The organism is Aeribacillus sp. FSL W8-0870 (genome assembly GCF_037963755.1).
Taxonomy (GTDB): Bacteria; Bacillota; Bacilli; order Bacillales; family Aeribacillaceae; genus Aeribacillus; species Aeribacillus composti.
The window spans coordinates 877,893-894,009 of record NZ_CP150165.1 but is presented as its reverse complement, the minus strand read 5'-3'; the positions used below and the strand labels follow the sequence as shown (position 1 = coordinate 894,009).

15 protein-coding genes and 1 CRISPR repeat array are annotated in these 16,117 nt (G+C 38.1%); of the genes, 6 read left to right on the top strand and 9 right to left on the bottom strand.

Annotated features, from left to right (window positions below):
* Positions 1 to 217: 217 nt before the first annotated feature.
* A CRISPR array of direct repeats spans positions 218 to 513; the repeat unit is 31 nt; unit sequence TGTTTCAATTCCTCATAGTTAAGATAAAAAC.
* 183 nt (positions 514 to 696) lie between these two features.
* From cas6 to cas1b, 3 genes are read right to left on the bottom strand one after another with little or no spacing between them, the layout of a single operon-like run.
* Positions 697 to 1,446: a CRISPR-associated endoribonuclease Cas6 gene (cas6, locus tag NSU02_RS04305; protein WP_339194396.1), complete on the bottom strand. Its 750-nt coding sequence runs from the start codon at positions 1,444 to 1,446 to the stop codon at positions 697 to 699.
* 15 nt (positions 1,447 to 1,461) lie between these two features.
* Complete coding sequence (cas2, locus tag NSU02_RS04300; protein ID WP_063386986.1) at positions 1,462 to 1,725, bottom strand: CRISPR-associated endonuclease Cas2; 264 nt, start codon at positions 1,723 to 1,725, stop codon at positions 1,462 to 1,464.
* 9 nt (positions 1,726 to 1,734) lie between these two features.
* Positions 1,735 to 2,571 (bottom strand): type I-B CRISPR-associated endonuclease Cas1b, encoded by an 837-nt coding sequence (cas1b, locus tag NSU02_RS04295; protein WP_339194391.1) that lies wholly within the window; start codon positions 2,569 to 2,571, stop codon positions 1,735 to 1,737.
* A gap of 40 nt (positions 2,572 to 2,611) precedes the next feature.
* Between cas1b and NSU02_RS04290 the strand changes: the two genes are divergently transcribed.
* The 4 genes from NSU02_RS04290 (at position 2,612) to NSU02_RS04275 (ending at position 6,673) form a co-directional block, all read left to right on the top strand.
* Positions 2,612 to 2,932 (top strand): hypothetical protein, encoded by a 321-nt coding sequence (locus tag NSU02_RS04290; protein WP_003352856.1) that lies wholly within the window; start codon positions 2,612 to 2,614, stop codon positions 2,930 to 2,932.
* Positions 2,926 to 3,282 (top strand): IS66 family insertion sequence element accessory protein TnpB, encoded by a 357-nt coding sequence (tnpB, locus tag NSU02_RS04285; RefSeq protein WP_339194389.1) that lies wholly within the window; start codon positions 2,926 to 2,928, stop codon positions 3,280 to 3,282. Before NSU02_RS04290 ends, tnpB begins: the two co-directional genes overlap by 7 nt.
* Positions 3,283 to 3,343: 61 nt before the next feature.
* Positions 3,344 to 4,921, top strand: coding sequence for an IS66 family transposase (locus tag NSU02_RS04280; protein ID WP_094245431.1), 1,578 nt, complete (start codon positions 3,344 to 3,346; stop codon positions 4,919 to 4,921).
* A gap of 636 nt (positions 4,922 to 5,557) precedes the next feature.
* On the top strand, positions 5,558 to 6,673 hold the full coding sequence (locus NSU02_RS04275; protein WP_339194386.1) for an IS4 family transposase: 1,116 nt from the start codon (positions 5,558 to 5,560) through the stop codon (positions 6,671 to 6,673).
* A gap of 448 nt (positions 6,674 to 7,121) precedes the next feature.
* Here the strand turns inward: NSU02_RS04275 and NSU02_RS04270 are convergent, their stop codons facing one another.
* The 3 genes from NSU02_RS04270 to NSU02_RS04260 form a co-directional block, all read right to left on the bottom strand.
* Complete coding sequence (locus NSU02_RS04270; protein WP_339194384.1) at positions 7,122 to 8,960, bottom strand: glucose PTS transporter subunit IIA; 1,839 nt, start codon at positions 8,958 to 8,960, stop codon at positions 7,122 to 7,124.
* Positions 8,961 to 8,965: 5 nt separating this feature from the next.
* The gene (locus NSU02_RS04265) at positions 8,966 to 9,181 is read right to left on the bottom strand and encodes a hypothetical protein (RefSeq protein WP_339194381.1); all 216 of its coding nucleotides are present in this window, start codon (positions 9,179 to 9,181) and stop codon (positions 8,966 to 8,968) included.
* Positions 9,182 to 9,277: 96 nt separating this feature from the next.
* A complete protein-coding gene (locus NSU02_RS04260; protein WP_339194379.1) occupies positions 9,278 to 10,603 on the bottom strand; it encodes a 6-phospho-alpha-glucosidase in 1,326 nt (441 codons plus the stop codon).
* 157 nt (positions 10,604 to 10,760) lie between these two features.
* On the opposite strand from NSU02_RS04260, the gene NSU02_RS04255 reads away from it, so the two are divergent.
* Both NSU02_RS04255 and NSU02_RS04250 read left to right on the top strand, forming a co-directional pair.
* A complete protein-coding gene (locus tag NSU02_RS04255) occupies positions 10,761 to 11,591 on the top strand; it encodes a MurR/RpiR family transcriptional regulator (RefSeq protein WP_242009295.1) in 831 nt (276 codons plus the stop codon).
* Between the two features lies 1 nt (position 11,592).
* The gene (locus tag NSU02_RS04250) at positions 11,593 to 12,720 is read left to right on the top strand and encodes a glycerate kinase (RefSeq protein WP_327856537.1); all 1,128 of its coding nucleotides are present in this window, start codon (positions 11,593 to 11,595) and stop codon (positions 12,718 to 12,720) included.
* Between the two features lie 224 nt (positions 12,721 to 12,944).
* On the opposite strand, the gene NSU02_RS04245 is transcribed toward NSU02_RS04250, so the two are convergent.
* The 3 genes from NSU02_RS04245 to NSU02_RS04235 form a co-directional block, all read right to left on the bottom strand.
* Complete coding sequence (locus tag NSU02_RS04245) at positions 12,945 to 13,073, bottom strand: hypothetical protein (RefSeq protein ID WP_261308757.1); 129 nt, start codon at positions 13,071 to 13,073, stop codon at positions 12,945 to 12,947.
* 697 nt (positions 13,074 to 13,770) lie between these two features.
* Positions 13,771 to 15,285 (bottom strand): acetyl-CoA hydrolase/transferase family protein, encoded by a 1,515-nt coding sequence (locus NSU02_RS04240; protein WP_339194375.1) that lies wholly within the window; start codon positions 15,283 to 15,285, stop codon positions 13,771 to 13,773.
* A gap of 133 nt (positions 15,286 to 15,418) precedes the next feature.
* A complete protein-coding gene (locus NSU02_RS04235) occupies positions 15,419 to 16,063 on the bottom strand; it encodes a LytTR family DNA-binding domain-containing protein (protein ID WP_066249117.1) in 645 nt (214 codons plus the stop codon).
* Positions 16,064 to 16,117: the final 54 nt, after the last annotated feature.

Here is a 16,117-nt window from a genome sequence, read left to right as displayed (position 1 = left end):
ATGTAATGAGGGAAGACCCCGTATACCGTAATTTTCTAATCCGTACAGTAAAAAATATAACCTTGATGCGTCTAAAGCCAAGTGATATTGTACTCCCATTTTTTGACTATTAGTACTTTCCTACAGGATGTCAAGCAAAATTTCATCATCATCTTGGTCATTGAAATCCAGAAGAATCAACATGTTGCGCTGGAGTCAGAACACTGTCAATGTAAAATGTTTCAATTCCTCATAGTTAAGATAAAAACAAGGATATCTATATTCCCTTTTCTCTGGATATGACGAGTTTCAATTCCTCATAGTTAAGATAAAAACTTGACGAACGGACGGGAGGATGGATCAGGAATCGATTGTTTCAATTCCTCATAGTTAAGATAAAAACCAAATTGGAAACCCTATGGACATGCAAATCGACAATGTTTCAATTCCTCATAGTTAAGATAAAAACTTTGAAGAGCAAAAACAAACTCTTGAAGATCGTTTGTTTCAATTCCTCATAGTTAAGATAAAAACCCTAAAAATTGTTGCTACATAAGTATTTGGTTTTAAATGGTTGATTGGTTATTTTTATTTTAACGAAGGAGGTAAGTTTTATCAATCCTTTGATTTAGGTGGGCTCAATAAAGATTTAAAAGAGTCGTCGATCCCCAGGGATTTTTGCACGATTGGGGGTCGACGACAAATATTTCCCTGTTACTACAATTCTCGAATAACACGGAACATTCCAAACCCTTGAGAATTTCGTCCCCCTATTCCAGTTTGCAAAAGGAAAGTAAGATACTTCGGAGAAGACCGCAAACGATACCTTCCCTGCCATGCAGTGATATAGTAATTTTTAAAAGTCGTGACGACTTTATGTCTCTTAGTAACATGTAAAGGTTCAATAAACAATCTCTCTTGTGGCAGATCTCCGTAATAGGCTTCATACTTATTGCGAAAATTAAGCTCCACTAAATGTGGAAATGCTTCATCATATGGATGAAAAAACTGTGTCTTCTGGGTACCATCCACCGTTTCATATGTGCTATAGACTGTTACTGGTGAAAGCATCTCAATTTCAATTTCAGAGCTCTTTACTTCGCTTTCCTCCATTTTTATACTTTGTATCTTCACCAATTGATTTCCTAGATGAACTTCATTTTGTAATAAAAAGTATTCTCCTAACTGCTGCGTCAGTTCAGGCAATACAGTAGAAACATGCCAAGAAATATTGTCATCGAATATAATCGTTTTCGGATCTAATTGAATTTTATGTTGCCCGAAAAGACGACTGAATGTAAATAATTTATATGTTCTCTTCCCTTTCTGGAAACCAATTTCATGCAAAAATGAAGCGAAACTTTTATCCTGTAAAGAATTATAAAGTAAACCATGCAGTAAATACTGATAATGTAATGGCAGTATCACAACATTATTTTTTGGCTTCATCGTTACCGTTAATCGCATAGCTTGTCCTTCTTTCTACAAAATAAATTCGTCGCCGCCTTTTTTTAATCCAAATTCCTCACGCGACCAATATTTCTGCGTTCGAAATGTATAAAAAATTACGGAATCTTCATCTGGATTCATAAGATTTTGCAATTCTACTTTTAGTTTTTTATAATTTGCTTGTGAAATTTCTCCTTCAAAAACAGAATTTTGTACCCAATGAAGATATTTGCGAGCAATTTTTAGCGCCTTCGCTACACGTTTCTCATTAAAATCATACACAAGTATGACAAACATGAAAATCCCCTACCATTTAGCTGTATATGGTTCATATGGCTTCTCACCAAGTAAATGCTTCTGCAATTTATACAATTCCAAACGAATCAAGCGTCGGTATGACACAGATTTGCCTAGATGGCGATGTTGGACGGTTGTTTGCATTTTTTTATCCAGTTCACTGATAAAAACCTTCCGTCCTTCCTCCGATAACAAAATACCATCGGTCAGTTTTTCAAAATGCTTTTTTGTCAGCATTTTTTTATTTACAAGGGAAAAAATTAACCGATCCACGATAATAGGTTTAAAAATTTCGGCAATATCAAGATTTAAAGAAAAGCGTCGAAAATTCGTACTATGTAAATACCCAATGCGGGGGTCAAGATACGTTTTATAAATCTCGCTTAAACACATCGTATACACTATAGAGTTCCCGAAGCTGATTAACGCATTTAATCGGTTGTGCGGTGGTCGTTTTGTTCGTTTTTCAAAAATAAAATCGGGATGTTGAATAATCGTATCAAAAGTACTGTAATACTTTTCTCGTGTATGTCCTTCTGATGCCATTAATTGTTCAACTGACTGAGCAGTTGGCAATTTTTGCAGCTCTTTTTGAAAATCTTCTAGCACTTCATCAAAAACAGCTTTTTCTTCTAAGCGAGAACGATAATATTTTAATACGCGGCTCATCTGTTGGATAGAGCCTGCAATAAATCGCTGCGCCAAATCAAGCCGCTTCCCGTCATCAAGATAGTGCTCCGCTTGTTTTAAAACAACGTGCCCAGCATTTAAGTGCTCGCGGGGATAAAATGATCCAACAAAGGTAAGCGTCAAATCTTGCACACCTTCTTGGTGTGCTAATTTCATGAGATAATCTCCTCAAGATGAAATTGAAGGAGGTTTTTTTATGCCTAAGAATCCTGAATTACGAAAGGTTTGGGAACAACGAATCGCTGACTATCGTAAAAGCGGTCAAACTCAAGTAAACTGGTGCAAGGAAAATCAATGGAGTATTCACCAGTTTAAATACTGGTTAAGAAAAATTGAAAATCCAATAAAAAATCAAGGAAAGTCTACAAAATGGGCATCCGTTACCCTAGAAGATCATTCACAAACAGTTGAAAATTCATTACGGATTGAAATTAGTGGGATTTCAATTGAAGTAAAACCTGGTTTCGATCCGGCCTTTCTTTCAGAAGTGGTTAGGACGTTGAAATCAACATGTTAGTTGGTACAAGAGCTGAACGAGTTTACTTGGCAAAAAGAAGTACTGATTTGAGAAAATCCATTGATGGATTAGCTGCTTTGGTGAAAGAGGGATTTGATTTAGATCCCTTTTCATCAAGCTATTTTGTGTTCTGTAATCGAAAGCGAGATAAATTAAAAATTCTTCACTGGGACTATAATGGTTTTTGGCTTTATTATCGTCGATTGGAAAAAGGAAAATTTCAATGGCCAAATGAAAATGACACTGGAACGATACAAATTAGTTATCGGCAATTACGCTGGTTATTGGATGGTCTTGCAATGGAGCAAAAGAAAGCACACCCAGAAGTAAAGGCTAGAACAGTTATATGAATTTTTTACTTTTAACAAAAACCTTGGAGGAAAATAGCTAAAACCGTCGAATTATTACTACATGATGAAAAATTTAAAGAATCCTAACCAAAACCCATTTGAATTAATTGAAAAACTTCAACAGCAAATCGTTGAATTGACGGCGAAATTACAATGGTATGAAGAACAGTATCGTCTTAGTCAAAAACGAAAATTTGGCTCTTCAAGCGAAAAAACAAATCCTAATCAATTAGAACTACCTTTATTCAATGAAGCAGAGGTAGAGTCTAATGTAAAAGCCGAAGAGCCAACTGTTGAAACAATTACATATCGTCGTAAAAAGAAACGTGGTCAACGTCAAGCTACGTTTGAAAACCTGCCTATGGAAACGATTGAATATCGTTTACCCGAAGAAGAGCAGGTCTGTTCGTGTTGCGGTGAAAAAACACACGAAATGAGCACAGAAGTACGACAAGAATTAGTGATTATTCCGGCTCAAGTCAAAGTTTTAAAACACGTTCGATATGTCTATGGATGCCGTCATTGTGAGCGTAATGAAATAGAGACACCAATCGTTACAGCACCTGCCCCAAAATCTGTGTATCCAAAAAGTTTAGCTTCACCGTCAAGCATGGCATATATTATGAATCAAAAATATGTAGAGGGGCTACCTCTATATCGCCAAGAACAACAGTTCAAACGATTAGGTGTGATCTTATCCAGGCAAACCATGGCCAATTGGATGCTTTATGGTGCCGAAAAATGGCTTGCGCCAATTTATCAACGAATGAAAGAGCATCTCCTCTCTAAAGACATTCTACATGCGGATGAAACAACTGTTCAGGTTTTACATGAACCTGGAAGGTCAAGTACATCGAAATCTTACATGTGGCTTTATCGGACTGGAAGAGAGGATCCACCACTTGTCCTTTATGACTATCAGGAAACTAGAGCAGGAGAACATGCCAAAGAATTCCTAAAAGGGTTTAAAGGATACCTGCATGTCGATGGATATGCAGGATACCATAAGGTATCCGGCGTAACATTAGTTGGATGTTGGGCTCATGCCCGCAGAAAGTTCGATGAGGCTTTAAACGTACTTCCTGAATCCAAACGTCATTCAGCAGTCACAGCTCGGGAAGGACTCAATTTCTGTAATCAGCTATTTGCCATCGAGCGTGATTTGAAAGAATGTACACCAGAAGAACGATATAAAAAACGACTTAAACACAGCCAACCATTGTTGGAGGCTTTTTCAGCATGGCTAAAAACAGAGAAAAGCAATGTTTTACCAAAGAGTCTATTAGGTCAAGCCATTACATACTGCCTCAACCAATGGGAAAAACTCGTGGCATTTTTAGAGGATGGACGTTTAGAAATCGATAATAATCGAAGTGAACGATCCATTAAACCATTTGTGATCGGTAGGAAGAACTGGATTTTTAGCAATACTCCGAAAGGAGCTAAGGCCAGCTCAATCATTTACAGTATTGTGGAGACAGCAAAAGAGAATAAATTAAATCCATTTTATTATCTTCGCTACTTATTTGAAAGGCTTCCCAATATGGATATAAGCAATATGGATGAGCTTGATCAACTACTTCCTTGGTCCAAAACAATTCCTTTGAATTGTCGGGTTTTTAATAACTTATCACAATAATAGTATTTAATCCCTATCATTAAAAGGTGGGGATTATTTTACGCTTACATTTATAAAAATAAGATATCTCTGAAACGATTTGGAATCAATAGAGATATGTTTCACCTAAAAAAAAGACTGAATATTCAGTCTTTATGTGAGAAGAGAAAATTTCCTTATTCCTTTATGATTAAAATATTCTTCAAACATACATACGTTGAAGGGCCTTCTGTGCTTCGACAAATCCTCTTAACTTTCACCTTACCTATTTCTCAAATCTTGGATACTACTTGATCGTTTACTCCATGGTATTGGTCGTGTACATCACACTCTGAATACTGCTTATATGAATCATAAATTTGGTCTAGCCAAATGCTTGACACAAAAATTTTTATACATCATCTTTGCTATGAAAATTATATTTAGTCCTAAGTAGGTAAGATAATAATTACATTATCAATGTTTCAATGCTTTAATAAGCTAAGATATGGAAAATGATAACTATAATATTTATTATCACTAGCATTGCAGTAATTAAATCTGATGATTCAAAATACTAAGAATGTTCAATTTTTTATTGATTTCGAAACAAAAAAATCCTTTACAATGGAAGTACAGGTGGTTCCTGTCCAAATCCAATCGTAAAGGATAACTATTATGGACAAGAATACACTAATTTCATCATTTGGTAAATGGGTTTCACCCATAAATATTCAAAAACTTAGCGAACAAGTCAAAGAATTGAAACAGGACTATTACACAAAAAAGCTGACAACAGAAGCCTATATTAAACTTTTATTGGTAGCCCAGCTGCTCGAATTTAAGAGCTTAGAGGAAATGAGTGATGCACTTGTAGACGAAGATCTTCAAAAAGCACTCGGATTTGAATCGATAAGTGCCTCTCAGCTATCCCGAAAAAACAATCAGATCCACCCACTCATTCTTGCCAATTTGTTCTTGGATCTTGTTTGGAAAATTCAACGGCACCATTATCAAAACGGAAAGAATATGCCACTGAAAATCATTGATTCAAGTACACTCCCGTTGAATTTGACCCATTATAAATGGGCAAAATTCCGTAAAACAAAAGCTGGTGTAAAGCTACACTTACGGCTCGTTTTCATGGATAAAGACACCGTCTATCCTGAAAAAGCAGTGATTACGACAGCAAAAGAACATGACCGAAATCAACTCGAAGTCCTAGTGGATGATCAAGAAGCCATGTATGTGTTTGACCGCGGTTATGTGGACTATGAACGTTTTGATCGGATGACAGATGATGGCTATTTCTTCGTTTCAAGACTGAAGAAAAACGCAGTCATTCGTGAAGTCTATACATTTTCACTTCCTGATGATTGTCACGTTCTATCCGATAAAATGGTCTACATTGGTACCACACAAAATCGTACTGAAAATGTCTTTCGTCTACTAGAAGTTATGGACACAAAAGGGAACTTACTTCGTTTCATCACCAACCGATTTGATTTAAAACCAGAAGAGATAAGTGATATTTACCGATCTCGCTGGGCTATTGAACTCTTTTTCAAATGGCTCAAGCAACACGTAGAAATTAAGCACTTTTATGGAATGAGTGAAACAGCTATTCAAAATCAAATTTTCTTAGCCCTGATCACGTATTGCTTACATGTTCTCATTCAATTGGAGATGAAAAGTAAGAAATCCCTACTTCGAATTACTCGTTGGTTAAAGAGAGCTCTGTGGAAACCAGCTTATGTTTGGTTGCGAAAATTTGATGGGCGAGCCAGTCCATAATCTCCCTTTTGTCGTTGTCGCTCTGGTTTAACTGTATATATTTACCAAATGGGCAGTGCCACCTTTCTTTAGGTTTTGTCTTTTTGGCACAAATTCACAAAAATTAATTAACAGAAAATTCTAACTATATTTATGCAATGCTAATGATTTATTATATATTAAATGAAATATTTTAACAAGCCAATCGCATACTAACAATATGACGCACATGCAGTAGGATTGGGAAATAAAATGGTACCTATTATAACTGAATACCCATGTGTTTTCAAACCTTTTATTTTGAGAAGATGAAAGTACGCCCAATCTTATTTGAAAAAGACATGTATTAAAAATCGTTTCTATAAACCTAGGTACGTTGCGGAAATACGGATGTCTCATTATTCCATATCGTTGTCATCATTGTTTTTTGTGTATAGTACCGTACTGTTATCTCCATGGATGATCGATCTTATCCTTTCTGAGCCTTGATTAATACGTCTTTTCCTCCAACTACGTTGGATGGATAACTACTATGGTCGATTTTAAACTGATCTCCGTTCAGTAAAATAATAGGAGTAATGGTGTTGTACCCTTTTTCGCCAATTTGGTCGATGGCGAATTGTGCGATAAGATCTCCTTTTTTGATTTTGTCTTTAGGTGAAACTTTTATTTCAAAGCCTTCTCCTTTTAAGTTCACTGTTTCTAGTCCCAAATGAATCAACAGCTCTGCTCCTTCATCTGATCGAAGTGTAATGGCATGCTTGGTTGGGAATACATCGACGATTTCACCGTCAACCGGAGAATAGACATCTCCGCTTGTTGGTTGAACAGCAATGCCATCGCCCATCATTTTTTGAGAGAAAACTTCATCAGGCACTTCTTCCAATGCAACAACCTTTCCTGATAATGGCGCTACAAAACTAATAGTTGATTCTTCTTTATATTCGTTTGTTTCCTGATTCATGATATCTAAAATTTGATTTTTTAACGTGTCTGAAGTAGGTCCAAATATTGCTTGAACTCCATTTCCTACCTCCAATACGCCTGAAGCACCAAGAGCTTTCAGTTTTTCTTTATTAACAGCGCCTTTGTTTTTTACACCTACTCTTAACCGTGTAATACATGCATCAAGATTATTGATATTTTCTTTTCCGCCAAGTGCTGCTAATACTTCATACGCTTTTTGATTGACAACAGATTCATCACTTTTTCTATTTGTTTTTTCTTCGTAATCTTTTCTAGTATAAAGTCTGTTCGAATCTTCATCTCCGCGTCCTGGTGTAAGAAGATCCCACTTTTTAATAGCCCATCTGAATACAACGTAGTATACAACAGCCATTGCCAGACCAACGATAATGACATACCACCATGGCTCTCCAACATCAGGTAATATACCAAATAAGATAAAATCAATGATTCCGGATCCGCCGGCATATCCAACATTCACATCTAAAACATACATCAGCATAAATGACAGCCCTGCCATTAATGTGTGGAAAACGTATAATAATGGCGCTACGAACAAGAACGTGAATTCAAGTGGCTCTGTAATTCCTGTAAAAAATGCTGTTCCCGCAGCAGTCAATAATAAGCCTGCTACAGCTTTTTTGTTTTTCGGTTTTGCCATGTGATACATTGCTAACGCTACCGCTGGCAGACCAAACAGGACGAACGGGAATTTCCCTGCCATAAATCTTCCTGCTGTTATTTCAACGGCATCATTTACTTGTTTATCCGCAAGCTGAGCCATATACATTGCCGTATCCCCGGAAACGACAGATCCAGCAAGTGTTGTATACGTTCCGCCAACTTCCGAAAAACGAATTGGAATATAGAAAATATGATGCAATCCAAACGGAATAAGGGCACGTTCTACTAGTCCATAAATGAACATGTAAAGCGGCGGCGTATTTTCTCCAGATAAGGCAGCTCCAAGTGCATAAATGCCGTCTTGTACATGCGGCCAAACAAAGGCCAAAATCAGTGCAATAATGATTGAATAACCTGCTGTTATAATAGGAACAAATCGTGAACCGCCGAAAAAGGACAGCATTTCCGGCATTTTGAAATCATGATATTTTTCATAAAGAACTGCTGCTACAAACCCGATGATGATACCGCCAAAAACACCGATTTGAAGTGTCGGGATCCCTAACTCAAGTACACGCCTTGGCTCCGATACGTTTTCCGGAGTGATTCCAAGGACAATCCCGATAACGGTATGCATAACTAAATAACCAACAAGTGCTGATAAGGAGGCTGCCGCTTTTCCACCGGTCCAGCTCCCCGCTATACCGATAGCGAACAAAACACCTAAGTTTCCAAATATGCTTTTCCTGCACCCTTCATTAAATCAGAAATCGTTTTCCAAAATCCTGAATCTAAAAAAGGCAAATATTCGATTAAATACGGAGATTGTAACGTTGTACCGATTCCCAGCAATAAACCGGCTGCAGGAAGCAAAGAAATTATAACCATAAAAGTTTTGCCAATTCTCTGAAAGAAATCAAAGTTAAATACCTTCTTCATTTCATAGCTCCCCTCCTTGATAATATATAGAAAACGGATACATTCTAGCTATTTTTCAAGCAGGGAGTCATAACGGCTCCCTGCACGGACAAGTTATTATCGCAATTCCGGCCAGTATTCTTTATTGGCTTCGATTAAGGCATCCAATACCTCTCTTGCTTTTGCTGCAGATACCACTGTACGATTTAAAGTTAAAGCTTGCAGCGCTTTGGCGTATGAGCCTTCCATATATGCTTCCACAGTAAGTTTTTCATACGCATATTGCCCTTCAATCAATCCTTTATAGAATGTTGGAATTTCTCCAACTGCGTATGGTCTAGGCCCGTTTGAGGTTATACTTGCAGCCACTTCAACCATCGCATCATCCGGCAAATTGCTGATGATTCCATCATTTTTCAAAATGACAATAAAATTGTCGCCTTTGTTGTATGCAATGGATTCTGCAACAATTAAGATAAACTCGCCATGCGCATCATTTGCTACTACGTTGGAATCTTTTGCGGTTCCTGTTTCAGCAACGCGCACACAATCTTCAAATACGCGTTTCTCTCTTCCGGCTTGTACTTCATTTGCACGCGTAAAATCCGGATTCAATTTTTTCAGCACTTTATCTGGATATAAATAATACTGTAAATACGTATTCGGCAAATAGTCCGGAAAATCTCGCACCATTTGCTGTACCATGGCATACGTTTCGAGCCATGATTTATCCCTTTGCTCGTAGTCAGCCGGACGGAAGCCGTTTTTCAAAATCATTTCCCTTAGCTCAGGCAATTTGTCATTGCCTTGCGGATCATATAAATGAGTAAACCAGCCAAAGTGATTTAATCCGAAGTATACAGGATCAAAATCACGTTCATTCATATTTAATAAACGGCCGTACGAACGAAGCAAGTTTTCAGGCTGGTCGCAAATATTGAGGATTCTTTTATCATCAGGAAACATTTGCTGTAACGCAATCGCAATAATAGCAGCAGGATTTGTGTAGTTTAAAATCCATGCGTCTTTCGTTTTGCTTCTGACATCCTTGACCAATTGAATCATATCGCGGATCGATCTCATACCGTAAGCAAAACCGCCCGGCCCGCATGTTTCCTGACCGATAACCCCTAGTTTCAACGGGATCTTTTCGTCTTTTTCACGCATTTCATAGCCGCCAGTACGCATTTGCACAAAAACAAAATCGATATCTTCCGTGAATGCTTCCTCTTTATCTGTTGTATAGCTAAAATGAATGTCAGGGTACTCTTCTTTAAAGAGCACTTTCGCAAATTCGCCAATTATTTTTTGGCGTTCGTAATTGATATCATACATGACCAATCGGTTGATCGGGAAAGTATCTTGACGCGAGCAAATTGCTTTTAAAAGCCCTGGCGTCCAAGTACTCCCCCCGCCAACAATAAGTACATTGAATTTTTTCATTGTGTTTCAGCTCCTGGTAGTAATTTTTCATGTAACTGCTTCTACCGATATCTTAACGAACGAAAAAACAAAGACAGGAAAAATTTCATTTTATGAAACTTTTTTCATGGTCATTTATAATAGAGCGTACAATAAATATGAAATCCGGAGTGATTCGATGTACAACTTTATGGCTAAATTATTAAACTTCATTGAATCTTCAACAGACCAAACAAAATCAGAAATCATTATTGCCGAATATATTTTGAGGAATGTGGAAAAAATCCCGAAAATGTCCATTTATGAATTAGCTGAAGCGTGCCATACATCACCTGCAACGATCACCCGATTTTGCCAGCGCTTTGAAAATATTACGTTTAAAGAGCTTAAAGAATATGCCAGATCATTTATTGAATTTAATGATACTGAAGTAGACTATCAAAACCTTAAAACGAAATTTAATATAAAACAAATAAACGAATATTATGACGAATTACATGCTTCTCTGAAGCAAACAGAGCAATTTCTCCGCTCAAAGGAAATCATTCAAGTTGTTCACGAAATTCATCACTCAAAAAAAGTTGCTTTTTTTGGGGTAACATTTTCGCATCTCATTGCAAGAAATGCACAATTCAAATTTATTCGTCTGGGCAAATATGCTACTGCGTACAGCAACCATGAAAATCAAATTTCCGAAGCAGAATCACTTACGCCCAGAGATTTAGCCGTTGTCATTTCTTTTTCCGGAGAAACAAGATTTATCGTTCAGCTAGTAAAGGTATTAAAGAAGAGAGGCATTCCTATCGTTGCGATTACAGGCAATGAAAAAGGCTATTTAGCACAGAATGCGAAACAAATCATCAAAGTGAGCAGCTGCAAACTAGAATCCTTTAAATCACCTATTTTGGAAGAAATCAATATGCTGAGTGTAATTAATTCCATTTATCTCGTTTACTCTATCGTTTTTAAAAATTCGGAAGGATATCAGACAAACAAAGGAGGCAGCTAAAATGAATATTGTCGTAGCACCTGATTCTTTTAAAGGGAGTCTGACCTCTTCTCAAGCAGCAAATATTATGAAACAAGCAATACTTGACCTTCATTATGGTGATACAGTAAGAACAAAGCCAATGGCTGACGGCGGAGAAGGAACAGTCGATGCATTGTTAGCCTCTTCAGCCGGGGATCGCATTGAGGTAACCTGTACAGGCCCCTTGGGCAAAAAAATAAAAACATATTATGCCATCCTCGAAAATAATACGGCTGCTATTGAAGTTGCCAATATCGCTGGGCTTGTCCAAGTGCCTCCTTCACAACGAAACCCGGATGTGACCACTACTTTCGGACTTGGCGAAGTGATGAAAGATGCATTGGATAAAGGCTGTAAATCGTTTATTATCGGGCTTGGCGGCAGTGCTACAAATGATGGAGGTCTTGGCTTTTTACAGGCGCTTGGCATGAAAGCTTGGGATAAAGAAGGAAAAGAAGCGGGGATTTTCGGAAAAGATTTATTGGAGGTCAATCAAGTAAGTTTCGACCGTTTGGATCCAAGATTGGAACATATTACAATAAAGGTTGCTTGTGATGTGGACAATCCGTTATGTGGTGAAAAAGGTGCCAGCGCAGTTTACGGACCGCAAAAAGGTGCCAGCAGCAAACAAATACCGATTTACGACGAAGCATTGGCCCGATTTGCTGCTCTTATTGAGAAGCAGAAAGGAAAAGTCTTCAATAACGTGAAAGGTTCAGGGGCAGCAGGAGGCTTGGGATTTGCATTCCTTGTACTAGGCGCAAAGCTTATATCCGGTGCTGAGCTTGTAGCAGAAGCTTCGAACTTGAAGGAAGCAATAGAGCAGGCGGATCTTGTCATTACAGGAGAAGGACAAAGCGATGAACAAACATTATACGGAAAAGCGCCCGGCTATATCGCTGATCTCGCTCAAATATACGGAGTTCCAACGATATTAATATCCGGCTCGCTTGCAGGCAATTTGGATGTGCTCCGCAGCAAATTTCACGGATGCTTTTCGATTATTACTAAACCATTGACGATTGAGGAATGTATGGATCAGGCAAAACAGCTATTGTACAACCAGACGAAGCAAGTGATGCATCTTATTCACTCTTTGAAGATATAATCGGATCCAGGTTTTCGCTTTTATAATCCAGATGGGGAAATTTTTTTCAGATGTTTATGTTGAATACTGCAAAAATAACTTTCCCCTTATTCCATCTCAATTTTATCTAGAAGATTGACCGGCAAATCTCCAAAATTCCACGTTAGAGAGGCATCTAAGATCTTGTTGAACATCTAAGATGCCTCTTTTGTAATGAAGGTAAAAGAAATAATTGATGTATTCCATTAAACACCGACAATATCTTCACAATTTTTTGTTAAATTTATCGAATACTGATCATTTTCCTCACGATCATCCATGTTGTCTTTAAACAAGTCTATAATGCTTCCTGCACTTTTAAACGGTTCTTTCAACTTTTATTCCATAACTCCGTTTTTAACCCATATACTTTTCTTCTTGGTGCTGCAAATGCTAAAGTTCTTTAATGATTTCGACTTCGATGTTAAACAACCGTTCCGTTAAACTATTTCCTTCCATTCCTTTTGGATTTTCGCAGAAAAACTCAAAATTGCCAAAAAGGTGAATGCGTATTAACTTCTCCAATCCTAGTAAGTCTTTATATAAGCGTGTTCTGAACCGAATTATTTGCCAAAACTTTGATGTCGAACGTCCTTTCTTGAAAAAACACGAGATTGACGACTTCCGGAATATCGACTTCAGTATCGAGTTTATCGGCTGATACAGCAATTTGCGTCAGAAAAATGATCAATTAACATTAGATACCAGTTGATGCTGTAATCAATAACCCTTGCAAATCCGTCCTTATTCTCAGAAAACAGTTGATCAAAGCGCTCACTATCCGTTCTGTATAATGATTTTCGCAAAAACAATCGTTTTCTGCCTTCAACTCGAATTTATTTTTTATTAAATTTTTCAGTACAGTATCAATTAATAAGTCCATTCGTTTAGTGCTTTTAACGCTAAGGGGGGTGAAAACATTTGTTGTGTGATATCCACAAAATTGATTTCTAGTTGATAAATTCCTTCTTTGATCTAGCTGTGCCGATCTCTTCGCATGTCTAGAAAATGCACGAATAAATTGTCATCCGATTAAACGCTATGTGCAATTTCTTCACGCATCGTTCCGTTTTTAGCAAAATTTATATGCCATGAAAGAGCTTTTTCTAAAACATGTGGTGTATGCCCTCCTCTTGCAAGAGCTTCCTGATAATATTCACGAAGCTGGTCGCGATACATCGGATGGGCGCAGCGTTCGATAATCAGTTCCACACGCTCTCTTGGCGCCAAGCCCCGGAGATCCGCATACCCTTGCTCGGTGACGATGACATCGACGTCATGCTCCGTATGGTCAACATGGGAGACAAAAGGAACAATGCTTGATATGTTTCCGTCTTTCGCTATTGATTTTGTCACAAAAATCGCCAGGCGGGCATTTCTTGCAAAATCACCGGATCCACCAATGCCATTCATCATTTTCGTTCCAAGTACGTGGGTTGAATTGACATTGCCGTAGATGTCCACTTCCAATGCTGTGTTAATGGAAATCAAACCGAGCCGACGAATAATTTCAGGATGGTTGGAAATTTCCTGCGGTCTCAGCACTAAACGGTCGCGGTATTTCTTAAAATTCGAGAAAACCTCCTTCATTTTCGGCTCTGAAAGGGTAATCGAACAACAAGAGGCAAAACGGACTTTGCCAGCATCTATCAAATCAAAGACTGCATCCTGCAATACTTCAGAATACACCTCTAAATCCTCAAATTCTGAATCCAGCAAGCCATGAAGAACTGCATTGGCGACGGAACCGATGCCTGACTGCAGCGGGGCCAAACGTTCCGTTAACCGGCCGGCTTTAATTTCTTTACGCAAAAACTCTATCAAATGCTGCGCCATAATGACTGTTTCTTCATCCGGAGGCACAATTGTCGACGGAGAATCCAGCTGATTGGTAAATACAATTCCTTTTACCTTCTCGATATCAATCGGTATTCCGATCGTACCGATTCGATCATTCGATTTTATCAGCGGAATCGGTTTTCTTTCCCCTTGTTTCTCCGGTTCATACAAATCATGCATTCCTACTAAGTCTGCAGGCTGTGCCATATTAATCTCTATAATGATCGATTTTGCGTGCTGGGCAAATGTCAACGAGTTTCCAATGGAGGTTGTCGGAATAACCATTCCATCTCTTGTAATAGAAACCGCTTCCAAAATTGCAAAATCGATTGGATCCATAACATTTGAGCGCACTAATTCAGCAGTATGGGACAAATGCTGATCGACAAATAAAAATTCTCCCCGATTGATTCCTTTTCTCATCGTAGGATCTGCCTGAAAAGGAAGCCTCTTGCCTAAAATGCCAGCTTCAGTGAACATTTTATCGATATCAGAACCTAAAGAGGCTCCTGTATACACATTTACTTTAAACGATTCTCGCTCTGCACGTTTTACCAACGCATATGGAACCGCTTTCGCATCACCCGCGCGTGTAAATCCGCTTAACCCTAAAGTCATCCCGTCTTTGATCCATGATGCGGCTTCATCAGCTGTGACTATTCGATCGCGCAAACGCAAATCTTCAATCCTTTCCAATTTATTGTCCATTTCCCCATCATCTCCCCTTTAATGAATTTAAAATTTATTTTACCGATAAAAGTTAATGGGGCAAGGTTTTGGGGATAAGTGACCGAAAATTCAGATAAACAACTCAATTTCCATACTAAAACAGAACAATTTTTTAAAATCCAAGCAATTTTCGAAAATAACTGGAGTAGGACTGACTGACAGGAATTTTATCACCGTTATTCATCAACAGCAAAAAAGTTGAATGCGCATCAGGGTAGATCTCCTTAATATGGTTGACATTCACAATAAAAGCCCGATGACAGCGAATAAAATAGTCCTTTGGAAGCAAGTATTCAAATTCCTGGAGAGAGTATTTATGCGTTCCTGAGCATCCTTCAGTGTACACATAGGTCTTTTTATCTTTTGCTTCTAAATACGCAACTTTCGAAAAAGGAATAGGAACCCATCCATCATCAGTTTTGACGGTCACAACAGATTTTCCATCCGTCAAAGCAGGAAAAATCGCAGTGACGCATCCCTCAAGCTTTCCTTCCCAAAAAAACGGCACAGCCATCCCGTGATAAGGAACGCCAAACACATCGCGGTTAATAAACTCAGAAACCTTTTGTTTGGTGTGCAAAGCTTTATACGCAATCGTTCCTTTTCTCACCAAGTCTCCCGGTCTGATTTTCAAATCAATCCGTTTGCTCGGCCGGTAATAGATATATTCCTTTGTATTGGAAACAGCAATCGAAACTTCATCAGAAAACAATTCACCAATAACGTCTAAAATGGAAACTACTGAAATACGTTCCATTCTTCAACACCCTTCGTTATCTATAAATCTTCAAGATATTAATATTTTACATCT

Coding starts and splice junctions, on each gene's coding strand:
- NSU02_RS04280 (WP_094245431.1), top strand. CDS start 3,344: ATGATGAAAAATTTAAAGAATCCTAACCAAAACCCATTTGAATTAATT.
- NSU02_RS04275 (WP_339194386.1), top strand. CDS start 5,558: ATGGACAAGAATACACTAATTTCATCATTTGGTAAATGGGTTTCACCC.
- cas2 (WP_063386986.1), bottom strand. CDS start 1,725: ATGTTTGTCATACTTGTGTATGATTTTAATGAGAAACGTGTAGCGAAG.
- NSU02_RS04260 (WP_339194379.1), bottom strand. CDS start 10,603: ATGAAAAAATTCAATGTACTTATTGTTGGCGGGGGGAGTACTTGGACG.
- NSU02_RS04240 (WP_339194375.1), bottom strand. CDS start 15,285: ATGGACAATAAATTGGAAAGGATTGAAGATTTGCGTTTGCGCGATCGA.
- NSU02_RS04250 (WP_327856537.1), top strand. CDS start 11,593: ATGAATATTGTCGTAGCACCTGATTCTTTTAAAGGGAGTCTGACCTCT.
- NSU02_RS04255 (WP_242009295.1), top strand. CDS start 10,761: ATGTACAACTTTATGGCTAAATTATTAAACTTCATTGAATCTTCAACA.
- cas1b (WP_339194391.1), bottom strand. CDS start 2,571: ATGAAATTAGCACACCAAGAAGGTGTGCAAGATTTGACGCTTACCTTT.
- NSU02_RS04290 (WP_003352856.1), top strand. CDS start 2,612: ATGCCTAAGAATCCTGAATTACGAAAGGTTTGGGAACAACGAATCGCT.
- NSU02_RS04235 (WP_066249117.1), bottom strand. CDS start 16,063: ATGGAACGTATTTCAGTAGTTTCCATTTTAGACGTTATTGGTGAATTG.
- tnpB (WP_339194389.1), top strand. CDS start 2,926: ATGTTAGTTGGTACAAGAGCTGAACGAGTTTACTTGGCAAAAAGAAGT.
- NSU02_RS04265 (WP_339194381.1), bottom strand. CDS start 9,181: ATGAAGAAGGTATTTAACTTTGATTTCTTTCAGAGAATTGGCAAAACT.
- cas6 (WP_339194396.1), bottom strand. CDS start 1,446: ATGCGATTAACGGTAACGATGAAGCCAAAAAATAATGTTGTGATACTG.